Annotated in this window: 16 protein-coding genes; 9 read left to right on the top strand and 7 right to left on the bottom strand. The window is 43.1% G+C overall.

Annotated elements, in window-relative coordinates:
- Positions 1-206 precede the first annotated feature (206 nt).
- The 5 genes from B4C48_RS02035 (at position 207) to B4C48_RS02015 (ending at position 4269) form a co-directional block, all read left to right on the top strand.
- Complete coding sequence (locus B4C48_RS02035) at positions 207-1160, top strand: MlaA family lipoprotein (protein ID WP_291353765.1); 954 nt, start codon at positions 207-209, stop codon at positions 1158-1160.
- A 112-nt stretch (positions 1161-1272) separates the two neighbouring features.
- Entirely contained in the window at positions 1273-2241 is a 969-nt protein-coding gene (gene gigA / locus B4C48_RS02030; RefSeq protein ID WP_291353763.1) for an RsbU family protein phosphatase GigA, read from the top strand.
- 113 nt (positions 2242-2354) lie between these two features.
- A complete protein-coding gene (gene gigB / locus B4C48_RS02025; protein ID WP_291353761.1) occupies positions 2355-2873 on the top strand; it encodes an anti-anti-sigma factor GigB in 519 nt (172 codons plus the stop codon).
- A gap of 24 nt (positions 2874-2897) precedes the next feature.
- Positions 2898-3722 (top strand): carbon-nitrogen hydrolase family protein, encoded by an 825-nt coding sequence (locus B4C48_RS02020; protein WP_291353759.1) that lies wholly within the window; start codon positions 2898-2900, stop codon positions 3720-3722.
- Between the two features lie 121 nt (positions 3723-3843).
- The gene (locus B4C48_RS02015; RefSeq protein ID WP_291353757.1) at positions 3844-4269 is read left to right on the top strand and encodes an organic hydroperoxide resistance protein; all 426 of its coding nucleotides are present in this window, start codon (positions 3844-3846) and stop codon (positions 4267-4269) included.
- A 429-nt stretch (positions 4270-4698) separates the two neighbouring features.
- Here the strand turns inward: B4C48_RS02015 and gspE are convergent, their stop codons facing one another.
- A complete protein-coding gene (gene gspE / locus B4C48_RS02010; protein WP_291353755.1) occupies positions 4699-6186 on the bottom strand; it encodes a type II secretion system ATPase GspE in 1488 nt (495 codons plus the stop codon).
- A gap of 93 nt (positions 6187-6279) precedes the next feature.
- Between gspE and B4C48_RS02005 the strand changes: the two genes are divergently transcribed.
- Both B4C48_RS02005 and B4C48_RS02000 read left to right on the top strand, forming a co-directional pair.
- Positions 6280-7110, top strand: a complete 831-nt coding sequence (locus B4C48_RS02005; RefSeq protein WP_291353753.1) for a hypothetical protein — start codon at positions 6280-6282, stop codon at positions 7108-7110.
- An 8-nt stretch (positions 7111-7118) separates the two neighbouring features.
- Entirely contained in the window at positions 7119-8045 is a 927-nt protein-coding gene (locus B4C48_RS02000) for a mechanosensitive ion channel family protein (RefSeq protein ID WP_291353751.1), read from the top strand.
- Positions 8046-8148: 103 nt separating this feature from the next.
- Here B4C48_RS02000 and B4C48_RS01995 read toward each other — a convergent pair whose 3' ends face one another.
- The gene (locus B4C48_RS01995; RefSeq protein ID WP_291353749.1) at positions 8149-10854 is read right to left on the bottom strand and encodes a DUF2339 domain-containing protein; all 2706 of its coding nucleotides are present in this window, start codon (positions 10852-10854) and stop codon (positions 8149-8151) included.
- Between the two features lie 163 nt (positions 10855-11017).
- Here B4C48_RS01995 and polA point away from each other — a divergent pair, with 163 nt between their 5' ends.
- Positions 11018-13783 carry a DNA polymerase I gene (polA, locus tag B4C48_RS01990; protein WP_291353748.1) on the top strand — a complete coding sequence of 922 codons (2766 nt, stop codon included), beginning with the start codon at positions 11018-11020 and terminating at the stop codon, positions 13781-13783.
- 219 nt (positions 13784-14002) lie between these two features.
- Here polA and B4C48_RS01985 read toward each other — a convergent pair whose 3' ends face one another.
- The 5 genes from B4C48_RS01985 to ppx are packed head-to-tail and all read right to left on the bottom strand — an operon-like array spanning position 14003 to position 19141.
- Positions 14003-14572 carry a YggT family protein gene (locus B4C48_RS01985; protein WP_291353746.1) on the bottom strand — a complete coding sequence of 190 codons (570 nt, stop codon included), beginning with the start codon at positions 14570-14572 and terminating at the stop codon, positions 14003-14005.
- A 27-nt stretch (positions 14573-14599) separates the two neighbouring features.
- The gene (gene proC / locus B4C48_RS01980; protein WP_291353744.1) at positions 14600-15430 is read right to left on the bottom strand and encodes a pyrroline-5-carboxylate reductase; all 831 of its coding nucleotides are present in this window, start codon (positions 15428-15430) and stop codon (positions 14600-14602) included.
- 29 nt (positions 15431-15459) lie between these two features.
- Positions 15460-16809 carry a tRNA lysidine(34) synthetase TilS gene (gene tilS / locus B4C48_RS01975; RefSeq protein WP_291353742.1) on the bottom strand — a complete coding sequence of 450 codons (1350 nt, stop codon included), beginning with the start codon at positions 16807-16809 and terminating at the stop codon, positions 15460-15462.
- Positions 16746-17570 (bottom strand): acetyl-CoA carboxylase carboxyltransferase subunit alpha, encoded by an 825-nt coding sequence (locus B4C48_RS01970; RefSeq protein ID WP_291353740.1) that lies wholly within the window; start codon positions 17568-17570, stop codon positions 16746-16748. The genes tilS and B4C48_RS01970 overlap by 64 nt, the downstream gene beginning before the upstream one ends.
- Before the next feature lie 50 nt (positions 17571-17620).
- Positions 17621-19141 carry an exopolyphosphatase gene (gene ppx, locus B4C48_RS01965; protein WP_291353738.1) on the bottom strand — a complete coding sequence of 507 codons (1521 nt, stop codon included), beginning with the start codon at positions 19139-19141 and terminating at the stop codon, positions 17621-17623.
- 603 nt (positions 19142-19744) lie between these two features.
- Here ppx and trxA point away from each other — a divergent pair.
- Positions 19745-20071: a thioredoxin gene (gene trxA / locus B4C48_RS01960; protein WP_004649742.1), complete on the top strand. Its 327-nt coding sequence runs from the start codon at positions 19745-19747 to the stop codon at positions 20069-20071.

Genomic DNA, 20071 nt, shown 5'->3' with positions numbered 1-20071 from the left:
ATGTGCATTCTACAGTATTTCCAATCCAATGCAACACCCTTTTTTAACTTTTCATACTGTCAGGATATTTTTTAGTCGTTTTATCATTTTTTCCTACATATTTTGATCAAATTTGTTTTAATACCTGTATTCAAAGACCTGTTAATATATTTCATTACGTATTTTTAGCTTTAAGTACCGACTTAAATAAAGCTCTAGGATTTTTTATGCGTCACTTTCATTATATTTGGGTTAGTCTTTTATCAGTAGGATTAAGTTCTCCTGTATTTGCGCAGGATGTAGCTTCTCCTTCTGAGCCGGAAACTACATCAGAGCTAGAATCTACTACAGCACAGCCGCAGCCTGCACAGTATCCCCGTATTGAAGCCTTAAAAGAATTAAAAAATATTAAAGCCAAAGATTTGAAAGTGAATGCAAACGCAACTCAGCCTGAAAACCAGAAAGATCCTTTACAACCTTTAAATAGACAGATTTTTGCTTTTAATGATGTATTAGATCGTAACGTTGCCCGTCCTCTCGCTATTCAATATAAAGAAAAAGTTCCTACTGAAGTGCGCGGCTCTTATCGCCAGTTCCGTAAAAACTTAGGCGAACCGTGGAATGTGGTAAACCAGTTAATTCAAGGTCGTCCTCTTCGTGCTGCTGAATCTTTAGGACGTTTTACCATTAACACCCTGACTACTTTAGGCTTTGCCGATCCGGCCCGAAGAATCGGGTTATCTGCTGAAGACGAAAACTTTGGTACAACGCTGGGTTATTACGGTATTCCTTCTGGGCCATATCTTGTGCTACCTGTTTTTGGCCCAAGTACATTTCGTGATGGATTGGGCACCCTTGTAGACAGTCAAGCCCGCCCACAAAAATACCTTCTGGAAGATCATGACGGAATTTATTGGGCCGACCAAGCTTTACGCGGTATTGATGCCCGATCACAACTTTTAGAAATTGAAGATGTGTTACAAGGAGATAAATACGCTGCAATACGCGATATTTATTTACAGCGTAAAAATTTCTCCATTGCTGAAAAGAAAGGGCTCGAACCTGAAACCATGTTCATTGAAGATGATGAAGACAGCTCTGAAGATCCGGATCAACCAGATAACTCCGATCAATCCAATAATGAAACATCTGAGGATAATTTAGACACGACAACGACATAAGTCGTATCTATTTAATAGAAATATGATCAGTACAGCATCTTCCTTTGCTGATCATTAGATTGTTATAGTACAACTCTAGATGTTATCAATTTAAGGATCATACAATTTTTTTATGTATTTCATTCAACCGACTCGCAATATTCCTTATTTAGATCAGGTACTCAGTACACTCCCCAGTGTGCAAATGATTCACATAGATGATATTGATTTGTATGATCCAACTATCTTGGCTATTGCTGATGTGCAAGACTATCTCGCGCATCAGTGGTCACTTCCCACGATTGTGCTGGCTTTTGAAAATGAAGGCACCGCTTTAGCCCAAGCATGGGAATTGGGCGCTTTGGCTGGCTGGATCTGGAACAAGCTGCCACGTGATCCGGAAGACTCCTTACTTAAAATTGATGCGCAATATAAACGCAATCAGGATAGCCGTGACTTGCCCTCTGCGGCTTATTTACAAAAGTGTCTGCTTCCCAATCCTATAGAACTGATGAATTATAAGGTTGAAACCTTATTCCAACCGTCTGCCTATCTGTCTGGCGACTGGTACGATTACTGGAAAATCAGCGATAAAGAAATCATGTTTTATCTGGCAGATGTTTCCGGACATGGCGTTACCAGCAGTTTATTGACCTCTTGGATGGCGGCTTTTCATGGCCGATCCAAAACACCGCGCGAGTTGATTAAAAAACTCAATGGCATGCTGGTACAGGAAAATATTGAAAAGCACATTACCATGATTGCCGGAGTTCTCAATTTAGAAACTCATCAATTACGCTGGTCAAGTGCCGGACATTATCCACCTGCCATCATTATTGAACCCAACCAGGCGCCGAAAATCTTAAATACCAGCAGTTTTCCTTTGGGCCTGACAGAAGACCTTGAAGTGGAAGAGTTTGAATGTGTGCTGAATCGTCATGCCCGGTTTATTATTTGTTCTGATGGTGCACTCGAACCTTTTGATGGCGGACTGAATGAACAATTTGAAAAATTAGTCTTTCATTTGCAAAATCAATCATTCCAAGCACCTGAACATGTGGCAGATGACATCGCCATCTTAAGTTTACGCCGAATGAATTAATCGTATAATCAATACGTTAACTTTCAACTAAGCTATATACGACTGTTAGCTACTTGAGTCTATAGTGGCCCTATGTGATAATTTTAAGATCCTTCTCTGCAAATGGCATTTATATGTCAACAGGTCATGTTGAATATGCAAGCTTGAATGGAACGCATATTTTTAAGCTTATTGGCGAAGTGCGTGCTCAATCTTGTATCAGTCTAGACAAACTTCTTAGTCGAATTGAACAGCAATCAAATGTCGTTGGGGCAATCGTAGATTTAACCCAAACTACATTTATTGACAGTACGGTTTTAGGTGTACTTGCCAAGCTTGGTTTAAAGCTGAAGCAAACTCATCAGATTCAGGCTGTCATGTTATCTACCAATCCAGATATTACTACCTTGGCCAATAGTATGGGCTTGGGGCAGGTTTTTGTGATTTTAAATTACTGCGGTGATCCGAAAGTATGCACCCGTGAGTTAATTGAAGAGCACATTACCCATAATGTTATGTTAACCACTGTTTTAGATGCCCATAAAACATTGATGAAGTTAAATGAAAGTAACCAAAACATGTTTGAGCCTTTGGTGAAACAATTACAAAAAGAACAAGAGAGCTTAGAACAAGTGTCTCAGCAAAACGTATAAAAATATTTTTAGAGCTTATCTCCTATGACTTTACTCTCTGTTGTACAAATGAATTCCCAAGATGATATTGAAGCCAATTTCATTGTGATCGAGTCATTGATACAACAAAGTAAAGCCGGTGGTGCAGAGCTGATTGTTTTCCCGGAAAACTTTGTCTGTTTTGCCGCGGGAAAACAACGCGACACCGCAGCGCAGTTCGAAGCTATTCAGCAGCGTCTGGAAAAGCTGGCACATCAATATCAAATCTGGATTGTGGCAGGCACTCTCCCATGCCCGTTCCGTCCAGATGGCTCTACTATTACGGATGGTCGGGTACGTACGGTCAGCCTGTGCATTAGCCCGGAACGCACTGAAGCACGTTATGACAAGATTCACCTGTTTGACGTACAAGTGGGTGATGCGGTTGGTGGATATCAGGAATCGCAATTCTTTGAACCTGGAACAGATGTGGTCGTTGCCAAAACCCCGTTTGGTAATATTGGTCTGATGGTGTGCTATGACTTACGCTTTCCTGAATTGGCTTTAACTTTACGTAGCCAAGGCGCTCATATGCTGACTGCACCAGCTGCATTTACCTACACAACCGGTCAAATGCATTGGCAGTTACTGCTTCAGTCACGTGCGCTCGACAGCCAGTGTCAGGTTTTAGGCGCAGCTCAACAGGGCTGGCATGGCGAGAAACGTCAGACTTGGGGACATGCTGCCGCAACCAATAGTCGCGGTGAAATTTTAGATATCGTGCATACTGAAGGCGCAAGTTTGATTACTGTACCTTTTGATCTAGCTGAACAAAATGCCATCCGCAGTTCTATGCCTTTAATTCAGCATCGTAAAATCATCAATTTCTAATTCACCTGCCTTAAATTGAATTTTTAGCTTTAAATTTCTATAAAATTACAAAATCACTGCTTATTCTTTCTACAAAATCCCACACCATAACAGCTTAAATAAAAACGTAGAGATGATAAAAATGGCCTTAGAAAAAGCAGTCTATACAGCAAAAGCCAAAGCAACCGGTGGTCGTGACGGACGTGCAACCTCATCTGATGGAATTCTGGATGTTCAGTTAGCCGTGCCTAAAGAAATGGGCGGACCGGGTGGTGGCACCAATCCTGAACAACTTTTTGCCGCAGGTTATTCAGCCTGTTTTCTCGGTGCCATGAAATTCGTTGCCAATCGAGATAAACTCAATATCAGTAAAGATGCTTATATTGAAGGTGAAGTTGGAATTGGTCCGATTCCAACTGGCTTCGGAATTGAAGTAACCTTGAATATTCATTTAGAAGGTATGGATCAAGCAGAAGCACAAAAACTGGTGGATGCTGCGCATATTGTCTGCCCTTATTCCAACGCAACACGTAATAATATTAATGTGACTTTGAATGTGATGACCTAAGTAGAATCTAAATCTATCCTAAAATAAATCAGATAATTTTAGGATAGAGTCTATTCATCACATCTCAAATTTCTCATCCACATAAATTAAACTTGTTGATCTGATTCACTTAAAAAGTCAGATAAATGTCAGGTGAATCTAGCCATTTAGGGAATATCTCCAAACCCCATAAAATATATTGAGTTTTATTAAAAAATAATTTGCTGAGAAAAAGTCTCAACAGCATCATTAATTGAGATAAAAAGCTCAGAATCTAAGATATTTTTACTTTGGAGATGATTCGAACTAGGTAAAAGTTTTATCAAAATGAAGCCCAGCTAATCCCAGTCATCCGACTGCCCCATTTCGCGCTCAACTGATGAAAATAATTACCGAACTTTGTTAAGTTCGGCAATTTATCAAATCATAAACAGTAAACAGAACTTCGTTTTAATCCGCAGCTTCATTGGTGACGCGTAGTACTTCTTCCAGAGTGGTTTTTCCTGCCAGTACTTTACGCAGACCATCATCACGGATTGAACCGGACTGTTTACGTGCATAACTTTCCAGCTCATATTCAGCCGCATTGCCATGAATCAGACGGCGCATCGGTTCATCGACAGGGACAATTTCATAAATCGCTGTACGTCCCATAAAACCGGTATGCGCACAGTGATCACAACCTTTCGGTTTCGGTAACTTCAGTTCAGCTCCGACATCCAGATGCCTGAAAATTTCGGTTTCAAACGCATCTGCGTCATGCCAGGTGGCACAGCGTGGACATAAAGTTCGAACCAAACGCTGGGCAATGACGCCAATCAGAGAACTGGCCAATAAGAAAGGTTCAATGCCCATATCTTTTAAACGGGTGACCGCACCAATTGCCGTATTGGTATGTAGTGTAGATAAAACCAAGTGACCTGTTAATGATGCCTGAACCGCAATTTCTGCCGTTTCCAGATCACGAATTTCACCGACCATTACCACATCTGGGTCCTGACGCAGCATGGCTTTTAAAGCACGAGCAAAGGTCATGTCCACTTTAGTATTGACCTGAGTTTGTCCAATGCCTTCCAGCTGATATTCAATCGGATCTTCTGCCGTTAAAATATTTTTTGAACCATCATTCAAGTCTGATAAAGCTGCATATAAGGTGGTGGTTTTACCCGAACCGGTGGGTCCGGTCACCAGGATAATGCCGTGTGGACGATGCACCAGATGAGTTAAGCGTTCATAATCCGGTTGCATCAAACCCAAGTGGGTCATATTGAGGCGTCCAGCCTGCTTGTCGAGCAAACGCATCACCACACGTTCCCCATGCGATGACGGCAACGTCGAAACACGGACATCCACTTCACGTCCAGCAAGGCGTAAGGAAATACGGCCATCTTGCGGAATACGCTTTTCAGCAATATCCAGTTTAGCCATAACTTTAATTCGTGACACCAACAATGGTGCCAGTTCACGCCGCGGCTGCACAATTTCACGCAGCTGCCCATCGACACGTAAGCGCACCGACAGTTTTTTCTCAAAAGATTCAATATGAATATCGGAAGCGCCCACGCGAATGGCTTCTGACAATAAGGCATTGATCAGCCGGACAATCGGTGCATCATCTTCCTGATCCATCAGGTCTTCAGCTTCGGGTACCGAGTCGGCCAGACTGAGTAAATCAGGATGATCTTCCAGACCGGCAGCCACCTGTTGCGATTCACCGGTATCGCCGGCAAAACTGGAACTGAGTAACTGGTGAAATTCCTGTTCACTACACAACTGGTGCTGTGCAGGATGACCCAAATAGCGACGGGCTTCCTGTATTGCCAGCAACGGCGTATTTTCACGACGTACAATAAATGCCTGATCACCCTCGTAACGCAGCAATACGCCATGACGCTTGGCAAAACTATATGGTATTTGTAATTGTTTAAGTACTTGCATCAAAGTTTATAATGATGAATAAATTGATTTGAGTGTACTCTAAGCATAGGACAGCGTGAAGTCTGTTTTTCATGATTAAGTTATAAAGGAAATATGCCGTTGTCTAAAAACGATGAATTGATAGATGCAGAGCAGCCCAATTTAATCAAATGGTGGGGCGAACAAAGCTTTGAACTGAATCAGCCTAAAGCCTGGCAGTTTGGTTCACTGTTATTTCGTCTGACTCGTGGTCTACAGGAATGGCGCCTAGAATACCATCGCCCTCAAGTTCAATATGACTATGAACAGAAGTGGCATGCGATTGAAGATCCCAATTTTGGCTTTCCACAGCCGGTCAAAGTAGAACGTTATATGTTTAAGTCAACGCAAGATAAGTTACAGCTTATGCCGCGTTTGGCGGATCGCTCGGTGGTGATTAAACCGGTTGATCCTATTTATATCCCAGCAGGACAGCGCGGTACGCTGTATATCAGTACCCCGTTATGGATTGCAGGTTTTGTCGAAGGACAAAAAGATCCGCTGTTTGATATTCCAGTCATTCTACCTAAGGACACCTGGTTTGGCCCGAATCATCGTACCGGTGAAATTTGTTATGCCACCTCGGTCGATGGCCGTACTGAATTACATCAACTCAAGCCACGCGCTTTTCGCGCGGTGACCCCGATTGAATTCCATAATACCAGCCATCAACAACTGCGCTTTGACCGGATGAATGTGCCGGTTTCTGCACTTCCCCTGTTCTATAGTGAAAGTACCGGACGCTTATGGACTTCACAGATTAAAGTCTTACATGAAGGTTCGGATCGACCGCCACGCATTCGAATTGAAAACCGTACCCCGCCTCATGCAGGCGAAGTGATGTATCTGCATCCGCCACGTGCTCCAGCCAGTGCTTTGTTTAATATGTTTGACTCGTTTTTCTAGGGGGCATTATGGCAGACTCCAATATTCCAAAAGAAATTACCAGCAGCATCAAAGGTATTTTTACCAATATCAATACCGAACGCCTGACTGAAATTATCGTTGCCATTGTGCTGTGTTTTATCGGTTTTTTAATTGCACGTTTTGTCTCCAACACCTTTATTCGCACCATTGGTTCACGTTTTAATGCGCACCAAAGTCTGGTTTGGCGCCGCGGGATTTTTTATTTCATCTTCCTGATCTTTGTGATGGCCAGCCTGAAAGAAGCCGGTTTTAAACTGAGTGTATTTTTAGGGGCGGCAGGTATTTTAACGGTTGCGCTGGGTTTCGCATCACAAACTTCGGCCTCGAACTTGATCAGCGGTTTGTTCCTGATTGGGGAAGGTTCTTTTGAAATTGGTGATACGGTACAAATGACCTTGATTCGTGGTCATACCATTGAAGGTGAAGTGATTTCGATTGACCTGCTTTCGGTAAAACTGCTGACTCAGGACAATGTGTATGTCCGCGTGCCGAATGAACAGCTGATTCGTGCGCCCGTCTACAACCTGTCCAAATTCCCGATCCGGCGGATTCCAATTACCTTAGCCATTAATTTCCATGAAGACATCATTAAAGTTCGTGAAGTACTACTGGATGTAGCCAATAAATATCCATTGGTTCTGGCTGACCCTAAACCGGCGGTTACGGTTACAGCCTTCCGCGAATCATCCATTGAACTGTTATTTGCGATTTGGTGTGATCGTGAAAACTTTTTAAAAGTGCGTGACGAAATGCAGGAACGCATCCGTAACGGCTTTTTGGATAATCAGATTGAAATTCCTGTACCGAAAATGGGCTTTGTGGACCGTCCTGCAACTGTTCAGCCATTGAATGAAGAAGATATTGATCAGTACGCGAATGCTAAAGAAGTGAATCGTGAGGCGCGCTTGAAATAGTTCTTTTAATCATTTAATCCTCCCCGACCCTCCTTTATAAAAGGAGGGAGAATCCAGTCAAATACTTATTAAGATTCGAGTCCCCCTTTTATCAAAGGGGAATTTAGGGAGATTTTTGCGGCAGAGAACTTTCAGGAATCGGGGCAATATAGGCAATCAGCAACATCACAAAACCTGCACCCAGAAATGAAATCACCCGGGTTAAGGTCCCGATATGCGATAAATCGAACAGCACCAGTTTCAAGGTCACAATCACCAAAATACTGCCACCCAAAATCCAGACTGAACGCAACTTTTTACGACTGGCCAGACTCATGGTCATAAAGGCCAAACTGACCCACAACAAAGTCAGACTCAGTTGAACGGTTGCATTCCCCCATACCGCCAGCTCATTAAACGGCGTACCCAAATAAACATGTAATGCACGCAGCACGATATAACTGCTGAGCCAAAGCAAACTCAGCACCATCAGCACCGCGACAATGCCTTGATCCAGTCCCGATTTAACCTGCAAGGACAACATCCAGATAAAGCACGCCAGCATGGCAATACTGACCAGATCAAAAGGATTGATGATCGGCAGGATATAACCCTGAAAGGCCTGCTGGGTAAACAGTTGCGAACAGACAATCCAGGTTGCCATCAGCAGCAAACTACTGCGCGCTTGCCAGAACATTTTCCAGTCCGGATTATCCAGTTGCCAATAACACCAGGCACAGAACAGTAAAGGTAAAATTACCACACTGATATAAGGCATGCCGGGAAATAGCGTTAAGCTGGTCATGGCCAGACTGGTCAGGGTACCGAAACTGACCCATTCTTTTTCAGTACGTACGCCCAACAGCGGACGCAGCCACAATATAGTCAGCATCAATCCGGAGAGTGCAAAACCTAGACGGTCAAACATCGTGGGCCAAATAATCATGCCCTGCTGACTTTGATCAATCACAATAATCAGGGCAAATACAAACACCGGAATGAGGCCCAGCCATTTCGGAAACAGCCATGACCATGTGGCTTTACAACGTAGCAGGACTTCATTCATCAGCAGATAGAAGCCACTGACAATCAACAGACTCATCACCAGCTGGCTGGGATGCTCAATTTCATCGAGTAACAGCACAATCAACATCGTAGTTGCAGACAACATCTGCAGACAATGAAAAGCGATGGTTGAATTGGTCAGCTGATTCCTAAAAGATTCTCGGCCATTCGCGACTAATACCACAGCAAAATAGCTCAGACATAAGCCCCAATACATTTCATTGGGAAATTCATTTAGCTCTACCAAGTAATACAAACTAGATAAGCCGGCAACAATCATCAGTCCCATAGCCAGATAACGACTGATCTCTGACTGACGATACAGGGCATAAGTAAAAATGATCAACCCTTCCACCGCCCAGCCAATCACGCTCCATTGTTCATGCAACAGAATCGGTGGAATCAGGGCCAGGAAAATCAGCATTAAACTGAAATAGCTTTGTGAAATCAGCTGCACCGTCTGATGGCGTTTTGAAAGTTGATACAGACCTGCGTACACAGCTGCAAAAGCCAGACTCGCTCCGGCTTGCCATCGTATCTCTTCAAAATGCATCAGATAAATAAAAATATAACCGACCAGAGGTGCACCAAAAATCAGGGCAATATCTAAAGCAGGTTTCAGTTTAAACTGAGCCAGATCTTCTTTGGCCAGCAGCTGGCTGAAACGAAAACTCAGCCAGACAAAGATTGCCGTATGCACCGCCACCAATATGGTTAAAGTATTTTTTTCAAATTCTTTGCCGTGATAAAAGGCATAACCCCCTCCCACAAAAACCGTCATTAAGAAAGCAATTTGATTCAGCATTTTCCATGGGCGTAAGGTACTTAAAATCGCAACGGCCAGATTGATCACCACATAATAGGCAATCAGTTCAATCGCTGTCGCATTGCGCACCGGCAAGGTAAAAGGAGCAATATAGGCAATGATCATGGCCATCAGCGCCAGTTCAATGGATTGCTGTTTTAGACTGAGGATCAGGGTCACGCCCATAATCAGGGCAAAACATACTCCAGCGATGGCGAGCGTTGGAATCACGGCATTGTAATAGGCAAAAAACAGGGTCAGAAATAATGCGGCTAAGCCTAAACCTTCCAAGGCTAAGGCAAAGCTGCGGTTTTTACTTTGCATCCAGTAACCAAGTCCCGTCACTGCCGCACTGACCGCTGCTACAATCGCCAGTTTCAAGGCCAGACTGAGTTGCCAATGTTCGGTCGCAAAGCGCAATAACAAGATGATGCCGATGACCAGCACCAAGATCGCAACTTTTAATACTGGATTGCCTTGAAAAGTCCACTGCTTTAACTGTTCAATCAATCCCGAGTTAGATGGGACAACTTGAGATTCAGGAGGTTGAGCTGGTGGATTTTCAACAGTCGAATAAGCCAGCGTTTGAGTATGCTGCAATCGCGTTTGAATCTGGTTTAATAAGCCTTCTAAACGGCGTAACCATCTGAGAAAGAAAAAAATCCAGCCTGTGATCCCCACCGCAATTGCAAACTCCCAATCGAGAATGCCACCGACAATGGCAATAATAGAACACAAATATAAAGGAACTTTAGAGGTTTCCTGGACAGAAAGATTTTTTGTTTCAGCTATTTGTATAGTTGGGGACTGAATGGCATCGACATATTGCATGATACTCACCACAAAGGCCAAGCCACACAAATAAGTAAATGTGCGTGCCTCTAGAAACCATGCACCCACCCCGACAATAATCAGCACCATCAGCCAAATCATCCGGATTTCGCTCTGCCCTTTCCCCATTTTTTATTTATCTCAATCCTGATTAACTTGATCATACATCAGCTGTGACTTTGATTTTTAAGCATTCATCAGATATTCGGTAACATGCTTGTTTGATGATGTGTCTATGTTCATCGGCAAAATCACGTACAATAAGCTCGTTATTTGAATTAGGAATCTTTCAATGCCACCATTTGTTTTGGTCGATGGCTCATATTTTTTATTTCGTGCATACCATGCACTACCGCCCCTAACCACTTCGACTGGTTTACAGACCAATGCAATTCGTGGTGCCATTTCTGCCATTCAAAAGTTGATGCGCCGTATTCAACCGACGCATATGGCGGTGATTTTTGATACGCCTGAGCCGACGTTCCGTCATCAGCTTTCACCGATTTATAAAGGTGACCGTCCAAGTATGCCGGATGAACTGTCGCAGCAGATTCCCTATCTTCACAACCTGATCCGCGCTTTGGGTATTCCTTTACATACCCTTCCCGGTGCTGAAGCGGATGACGTGATTGGTACTTTGGCTAAACGTGCCGAAGCTAAAGGTTATCAGGTGCTGATTTCGACCGGCGATAAAGACATGGCGCAGCTGGTTACGGACAAAGTCACTCTGGAAGACAGCTTTAAAGATAAGCCGATGGATGTAAATGCTGTCTTTGAAAAATTCGGGGTATGGCCAAATCAGATTATCGATTATTTGACTTTAATGGGCGATGCTTCCGATGGCATTCGTGGTGTACCGGGTGTCGGAGCGAAAACCGCGGCCAAACTTTTGAACGAATATGGTTCAATCGGTGGCATTTTAGAAAATGTCGATAAAATTAAAGGCAAAGTCGGTCAAAGCATTAAAGACAATGTGGAAGGCATTACCCTGGATCATCAGTTGGCCAGTATTGTCTGCGACCTGGATATGGGTCTTTGTTATGAAGATTTAAAACTTGGCGATCCAAATGTTGAAGAACTGCGCCGACTCTATACCGAACTTGAGTTCCGTAACCAGTTACAGTCGCTCGATCATCCTAATAATCCGAATAATTCAGTCTATAAACAGGCGGCTAAGAGTATTGAGACTGATATAAATACCACAGCTGTCATTAACACTGAAGATGAGGCAGAGCTGACCAGTGTGGATGATCAACTCGGAAAAGCCAATTATCATACCGTTTTAACTCAGGCTGACTGGGACAACCTGTTTACTCGTTTCAGTACTGAAAAACGCTTTGCCTTTGATACCGAAACCACCAGTCTGGATTATCGTATTGCGGAGATGGTTGGCTTTTCGGTGGCATTTGATGCCAATGATGCTTATTACATTCCGCTGACCCACGACTATGAGGGTGCACCGGAACAGCTGAATCGTGAAACCATCCTGGCGCAAATTAAACCGATTTTAGAAGATGCTAGCGTTGAAAAAATTGGACATCATTTAAAATATGATGCGCACATTTTGCAAAATCACGGTATTGAACTGCAAGGCTGGTATTTCGATACCATGCTGGCCTCTTATGTTCTAAATTCAGTGGCGACCCGTCACGGTATGGATGATGTGGCCCGTGTTTATCTCAGTCACTTAACGACCACTTATGAACAAGTGGCAGGTAAAGGGGCCAAACAGAAAACTTTTAACCAGATCGAGATTGAAACAGCTGCGCATTATGCCGCTGAAGATGCGCATGTGACCTATCGTCTTTACGAAGTCTTGTCGAAGAAATTACAGGCCATTCCTGAACTGAACAATATTTTGCACAATATTGAAATGCCGGTGGCGCGTGTACTGACTGTCATGGAAGAAAATGGCATCGAACTGGATCTGAAGTTTTTAGATCAATTGAGTGTCGACTTTTCTAATACCATTCAAGACCTTGAAAACCAGATTATTGAGTTGGCAGGTCAACCGTTTAATGTCAGCTCGCCCAAACAGGTCGGTGAAATCCTGTTTGACAAACTCGGACTGAAAGGCGGCAAGAAAACAGCAACCGGTCAATACAGCACCAATGAAAGTATTCTGGAAAAGATTGAACATCCGATTACCGATTTAATTTTGCAATACCGTGGTCTTTGTAAACTGAAAAGCACCTATACCGACGGTCTGCAAAAACAGGCCAACAATGACAGTGGCCGTGTGCATACCAGTTATCATCAGGCACTGACAGCTACAGGTCGTTTATCCTCAACCGATCCAAACCTGCAAAACATTCCGATTCGTGAAGAAATTGGCCGCCAAATTCGTAAAGCCTTTATTGCTCCTGAAGGCCGCATCGTGCTGGCAGCCGATTATTCACAAATTGAACTGCGTTTAATGGCCCATCTTTCCCAGGATGAAGCCTTGGTCGATGCCTTTAATCACGGTCAGGACGTACACCGCCGTACTGCTGCCGAAGTGCTGGGAATTGCGCTGGAAGATGTCACCAATGACCAGCGTCGTCAGGCCAAAGCTGTTAACTTCGGTCTGCTCTATGGCATGTCCGAATTTGGTCTGATTCGTCAGCTTGGCTTTACCCGTGAAGAATCACAAAACTACATCAAGCAATATTTCCATCGTTATCCTGGCATTTATGAATATATGCAACGTACGCGTCAGATCGCTTTGGAACAGGGCTTTGTCGAAACCATTTCAGGTCGCCGTTTATATACCCCTGATATTGATGCGCGCAACATGATGGTGCGTAAAGCTGCTGAACGTGCTGCCATCAATGCCCCACTTCAAGGAAGTGCTGCAGACATCATTAAAATAGCCATGATTGAAGTCGATAAAATGTTACCGAAAGATCAGGCTAAAATGCTGTTACAGGTACACGATGAATTGGTATTTGAAGTTGATGCCGAGATTGCCGATGATCTGGCACCGAAACTGGCTGAAGTGATGCAATCGGTAATCCAGCTTTCCGTACCGCTGATTGTCGAAGTCGGTAAAGGCATGAATTGGGATGAGGCGCATTAATCCACAGATTTCCCCTCTTTTTAAAGAGGGGTTAGGGGAGATTCCTTTTCCCTCCTTCTAGAAGGTGAGGAATATATTCAGCAAGAGGATGGAGGTCATTTTTTAAAGCCCCTCTCTTGCGTAGCAATGCTACTCATCTCTCAGAGTGAGAGGAATTTTTCCAATAAAAAAGGACTCTATCGAGTCCTTTTTTATTGTCCAGATTTTACTGGCTAAACGTTAAAGTCCGGTCAAAAGTGCAATTGCCACTTCATTCATAATAATTTCAGCAATATATAAAGCAAAGAATGCCACAATTGGAGACAGATCAATCATGCCCATATTCGGCAAGATACGGCGGAACGGTGCCAGTAAAGGTTCTGCCAGTTCCTGAATCACTTCAATATACGGTGAACGGGACTGGGTAAACATCACCACCCAACTTAAAATAATCGTTGCAAAAATCAGGTAACGACAGAAACGGATCAGGTCTTGAATCATGGTGACGAAGGTTAAAATCACCAGATGTACCGGACTGTTCGGCATAGCCCCTGAAAGGTACATTACCCCAAAAATCTTGAGTAAATATAAAATTACCACCAATGCTAAAGCTGCCAAATTAACGCGGCCTTTTGCTACTGTTGGAAAAATACGCCCAAACACATCCACGATTTTTGTCGCTTTTACCGTAGACATGACCACGGGATTATAAGCATTCACCGCTGCAAGCTGCATAAGAAAACGGAAAAACACGAGCAAAATCGCTACGTTAATGATAATGCCAAAAATTAGCGCAGAGTTTGCACCCATACTGGAACTTTCCTAAATAAAAACGAGTTATTTGCTACTTTCACTTAGCTCTTGAGCAAGTTCCTGACTGCGCTTTTGTGCTGCAGCCAAAGCGGCCTGAATATTTTGAGAGATTTGTGCACGGTCAAACACTTCAAGTGCAGCCTGAGTCGTGCCGTTTGGAGAGGTCACATTTTTACGCAGTTCTGCCGGAGTATTGGAACTGGTAATCGCCATTTGTGCCGCACCTAAAGCGGTTTGTAAAGTCAGTGCAGTCGCTACTTTCTCATCCAGCCCCAAGTTTTTACCTGCACGAATCATGCTTTCCATCATATAGAAGAAATAAGCGGGACCCGAACCTGACACTGCCGTTACCGCATCAATCTGTGCTTCAGAATTCACCCAAAGGGTTAAACCGGTTGCAGCTAAAACCTGACTGGCCAATTCACGATCTTGTGCATTCACCGCTTCGGTTGCATACAAGCCATGTGCTCCGGTTTGTACTAAAGCAGGCGTGTTCGGCATCACGCGAACAATGCGATCAGTTTCTAAAAGATCGGCAATGGTCGCAATTTCAGCACCCGCCACAATCGACATCACCAATTTACCATCAAATAAACCTTTTAGTGGTTTTAATACACTGGCCAATACTTGCGGTTTTACTGCAAAAAGGACGATATCGGCATCACGAATGGCAGCAATATTATCATCGGTCACCTGTACATCTTTTTCTGCTAACAAAAGACGGACTTTCTCGACCGGATCAGAAACTGTAATACGTGTTGGTGCTAAACCCCGTGAAATGAGCCCGCCAATTAAGGCTTGAGCCATATTTCCGCCACCAATAAAACAAATATTACAATTTAAAGCTGCACTCATGGATTTATACTCGACTTAGAATTTTTTAACTAAGAGATTAAATTTGGTTGCCATCCACCGACTTCACAATATTCAGATTGAGCTAACCAAAACCCTTTTGGTGTAAAAACACCAAGCATAACATTATCTATGCTTAATATTTGAATTCTATGACGCTGCCAGGGAAAAATTTGTGCTTGCTGAATGGCTTTTTTTAGTGGCCAGGTCCCGACTCGTCCATATAAATGTATTTTTTCTCCACCTTGTCGCAGCACCAGATTCAGTTTTTTTCCCAGCAATGCGGCTGAAAGACCTATTTTTGCAGTTTTAGTAACATAGTTTCCTGAAAGAACGTCAATCCTTTGATTTAACTGCAAACACAGGGTTTGTTCAGCAATATCCCTTTCATTTTTTTCAGCCAAATATTCTGCGGCACTTAAGCGGAAAAGTGTCTGCTGATAGCGCAGATAATAATATTGATTCCAGTGCAATGCAGCCTGAGCATCAGCTTTGGACTGAATTACTTCATGTAACAAGCGCTCCACCATCTCAAAACTCGGACGATAGCTATCCTGCCCCTTCATCCAAGCGGATAGCAGTTGTCTTTGACGTGCACTTGATAATTGAGATAATTTTTTTAAATCCAGTTCAGTGGCCGATCCGCAAAGTGCTAAATCTTGTTGCAATACTTCTTGCAGAATTTCGTCAGCATCCTGCATAAGATAACTGGTTCGGCTGAGTGCCTGCTGCATTTTAGGATAACGTTGTTGCAACAGCGGCCACAATTCATGACGGCACCAGGCTCGATCATAATAAGTATCTAAATTGGTGGGATCTTCAATATTCTGCACATTCAGCTGGGCGGCCCATTGGCAAATCTGCTCACGCGAAAGATCCAGCAGCGGTCGCCAAATGGTGAATTGCTCACGTACATCCACCTGTTTCATCGCAGCCAGTCCATGCACACCGGCACCTGAAAGTAAGCGCAACATTAAGGTTTCAGCCTGATCTTGCTGATGATGCGCCAGAACTAAAATTTCATTGGGTTTGAGATGTTTTGAATAAGCCTGATAACGTGCGTTACGGGCTTGATGTTCCAGATTTCCTGCTTGCACATTGACCGCTTCAACAATATATGGGACTTTCAAGGCCGCGCATTGATCAGATACAAACTGGCCCCAATCGGCACTGATGTTTTGTAACTGGTGATCGATATAGATCGCGCGGATTTTTTCAGGAAATAAATCAGACATCAGATGTAAAAGCAGCATGGAATCCATGCCGCCGCTACATCCAATTAAGAAAGTGCTCTCGAGAGGAAAGCACTGGATTTGCTTTAAGACGCTAGACCGGAATTGTCGCTGCCAAACTTCATTAAACGCTGGTAACGTGCTTCGCATCTTTCATTCGCATCCATCGATTGCAATTCTTCTAAAGCCTGTTGTAACACATCTTTAAGGTCTTGCATCACTTTTTCAGGCTGCAAATGTGCGCCTTCACCTTCATCAACCACGTATTCAACAATGCCCATTTGTTTTAACTTTTCAGCAGTTAATGCCAGGGCTTCACTGGCTTGTTCTGCTTTCTCGGCTGTTTTCCATAAAATGGATGCACAACCTTCAGGAGAAATCACAGAATAAATACTGTGAGACAGCATCACGACACGATCTGCCACACCAATACCCAGTGCACCACCTGAACCGCCTTCACCCAATACAGTTGCAATTACTGGAACTTTCAGGCTTGAAAGCTGTGCCAGACTGGTGGCAATGGCTTCTGCCTGACCGCGTTCTTCTGCGCCTACACCCGGATATGCACCCATAGTGTCAATGAAGGTAAATACCGGTAACTTGAAACGCTCTGCCATATCCAGCAAACGCTGTGATTTACGGTAGCCTTCAGGATTACTCATACCGAAGTTGTGTTGCAATTTTTCACGCGTGCTGCGGCCACGGTGTTGCCCAACAATCATCACTGGCTGACCATTAAAACGTGCCAAGCCACCGATCATTGCACCATCGTCACCAAATACCCGATCTCCATGTAAAGCATCGAATTCAGTGAAAATTTCACCAACATAATCCAAAAATTGCGGACGTTCTGGATGACGCGCAATTTGAACCGTTGTCCATGCTTTAGATTGAGCAGCTTTATTTTTCATAGGTCGACCATTATCCCTAAATTAACAATAACTTGTTAACCAATCACTTGTTAATAGATAAATTGTTCCGACTGAATATTCAATTCAATATCCCAATGCTTAAACTGCACCTGTTCATCATGCAAGTCTGCTACAAGCAAAGGCCATTGTTTGGCATCGCCAGAAACGCTGAGTTGCCATTGTTGCTCATTGACAACACTTAATTCAATGGCAGGAAGCATCTCATCGCTACGACTATGATTCAGCAAAACAGCTAAACGAAGCAATAGACATAAGTACACAAGTTTGCTACCACCGACTTTTGAAACATCCACTCGTGCATCACCACGAAGTTTACGACGATGATGAGCGACCAAATGTGACAAATGGTTTTGATCAATTTGCGAGAAACCGGGAATATCCGAATGTTGCAATAAATAAGCCCCGTGGCGATGGTAACCACTGTGACTAATCGCCAAACCAATTTCATGCAAACATGCAGCACGACGCAGTAAGTCACTGTCATCATTGGTTAAATTCAGAGATTTCGCAACACCGTTAAACAATTGCTGCACCGTATTGGCTACACGTTCAGCTTGTTTGGTATCTGCATTATAGCGTCCCATCAAGGCATGCACAGAACGGTCACGAATATCTTCATGCTGGAAACGTCCCAACAAGTCATACATCACGCCTTCACGTAAAGCCCCATCTGAATAGACCAGTTTGTCTAAACCCAAGACATCAAATACGGCATATAAAATGGCAATCCCTGCTGGCAAAACTGCTCGGCGGTCTTCTTTTAAGCCATCAAATTCCATTTCAGTGACATGCTTATATTTAAGCAGCTTGTCTTTAAGTTTTTCCAGACCTTCACGGGTAAGCTCTTCTTTTTCATTGCTCCAGCCCATGTTCACTGTAATCTGACGACAGGCTTTAATGGTTCCGCTTGAACCGACTACGGTATCCCACCCTGCCGCTTTATAGGTATTGGCAATTCCTGAAATTTCTTTGCGGGCAGCAGTCACCGCTTTATCGAAACTTTTCTGGTTAATTTCGCCATCCATAAAATAGGCTGTGGTAAATGCCACACAGCCCATTTGTACAGATTCAGTATGAATCGGCTCAAATGCTTCGCCAATAATCAGTTCAGTTGAACCACCACCAATATCAATCACCAGACGACGGCCACTGTTGGCCATGGTGTGTGAAACGCCTAGATAAATCAGACGGGCTTCTTCACGACCGGCAATAATCTCAATCGGCTTGGGTAAAATTTCAGCAGCTTTCTGAATGAATTCGTGACCATTTTTTGCCTGACGTAACGCATTGGTCGCGACAATACGCAAGCGGTTGGGTTGCACAGAACTCAGACGCCCGACAAAACGTGCCAGACAGGCCAAACCACGTTGCTGTGCAGCTTCGGTCAAATTTTTATTTTCATCCAGACCCGCTGCTAATTGTACTTTTTCTGACATCGAAGCCACTTTTTTTACTTCGCCATGATCTACACGGGCAATAGCCAAGTGAAAGCTGTTCGACCCCATATCGATGGCAGCAAGTAACTCTTCATCAATCAAAAAATCAGACATTATTCAAACGAACCTATAAGAATTATGCTTAGAGTAATTCACATACATGCAATTTAAAAGCCATTTATGAGCTCAAATGAAGCAGTTTTTTAATCCATTAAAAAATAAACTTCTTTGCTCAATTATTTTTTCAACAATGCCCCGTAATTCCTAAAGTCAAAATAACAAATAGATTTTTAGCAAGTAATGAATTTGTGAGTGCAATAAGGAGGCTATTTATTTCCTATCGTTTACCCTGCATTTTAAAGCAGTGTTTAAAACTGGCTTAAGAAGTCATTTATGGGAAACAATAGGTTTTTCTTAGTGCCTTAAACGATATTTTGAGATTTTGATTTTGAACTTTCAAAACTAGATAAACTCCCTCCACAAACGCATTAGAATTGAATCAATTCAATAAAGCAGTGAGGGTTTAAAAATTCAATATTCAATCCTTTTGAGGTATGAAAAGATCAATTGTAGGACACGATAATCAATATCGTGAGCATCAATTAGACAAACTCAATATAATGGTTGAAAATTTACATATCCCTCTACATAGTTAAACGAGGCTATGTAATACTTATAGTTATAGAACTAACTTAAAATTTTATTTGGAGCATATCCATGTCTGGCAATATCGTAAACACAACTGATGCGAACTTCGAAGCGGACGTTTTACAATCTGACGTTCCTGTACTTGTCGATTTCTGGGCAGGCTGGTGTGCACCGTGTAAAGCCATTGCCCCTGTACTAGAAGTACTGTCTACAGAATTCGAAGGTAAAGTTAAGATTGTTAAAGTTGACGTAACTGCTTGTGAAGCGACTGCCGTAAACTACAATATCCGCAACATTCCAGCTTTATTAATGTTTAAAAATGGTGAAGTTGTCGCTCAACAAGTCGGTGCTGCGCCAAAATCTAAATTGACTGCTTTCATTGAAGAAAACATCTAA

The sequence above is a fragment of the Acinetobacter sp. UBA3106 genome (assembly GCA_002365595.1).
GTDB lineage: Bacteria > Pseudomonadota > Gammaproteobacteria > Pseudomonadales > Moraxellaceae > Acinetobacter.
This window is presented reverse-complemented; position numbering and strand designations above follow the sequence as displayed.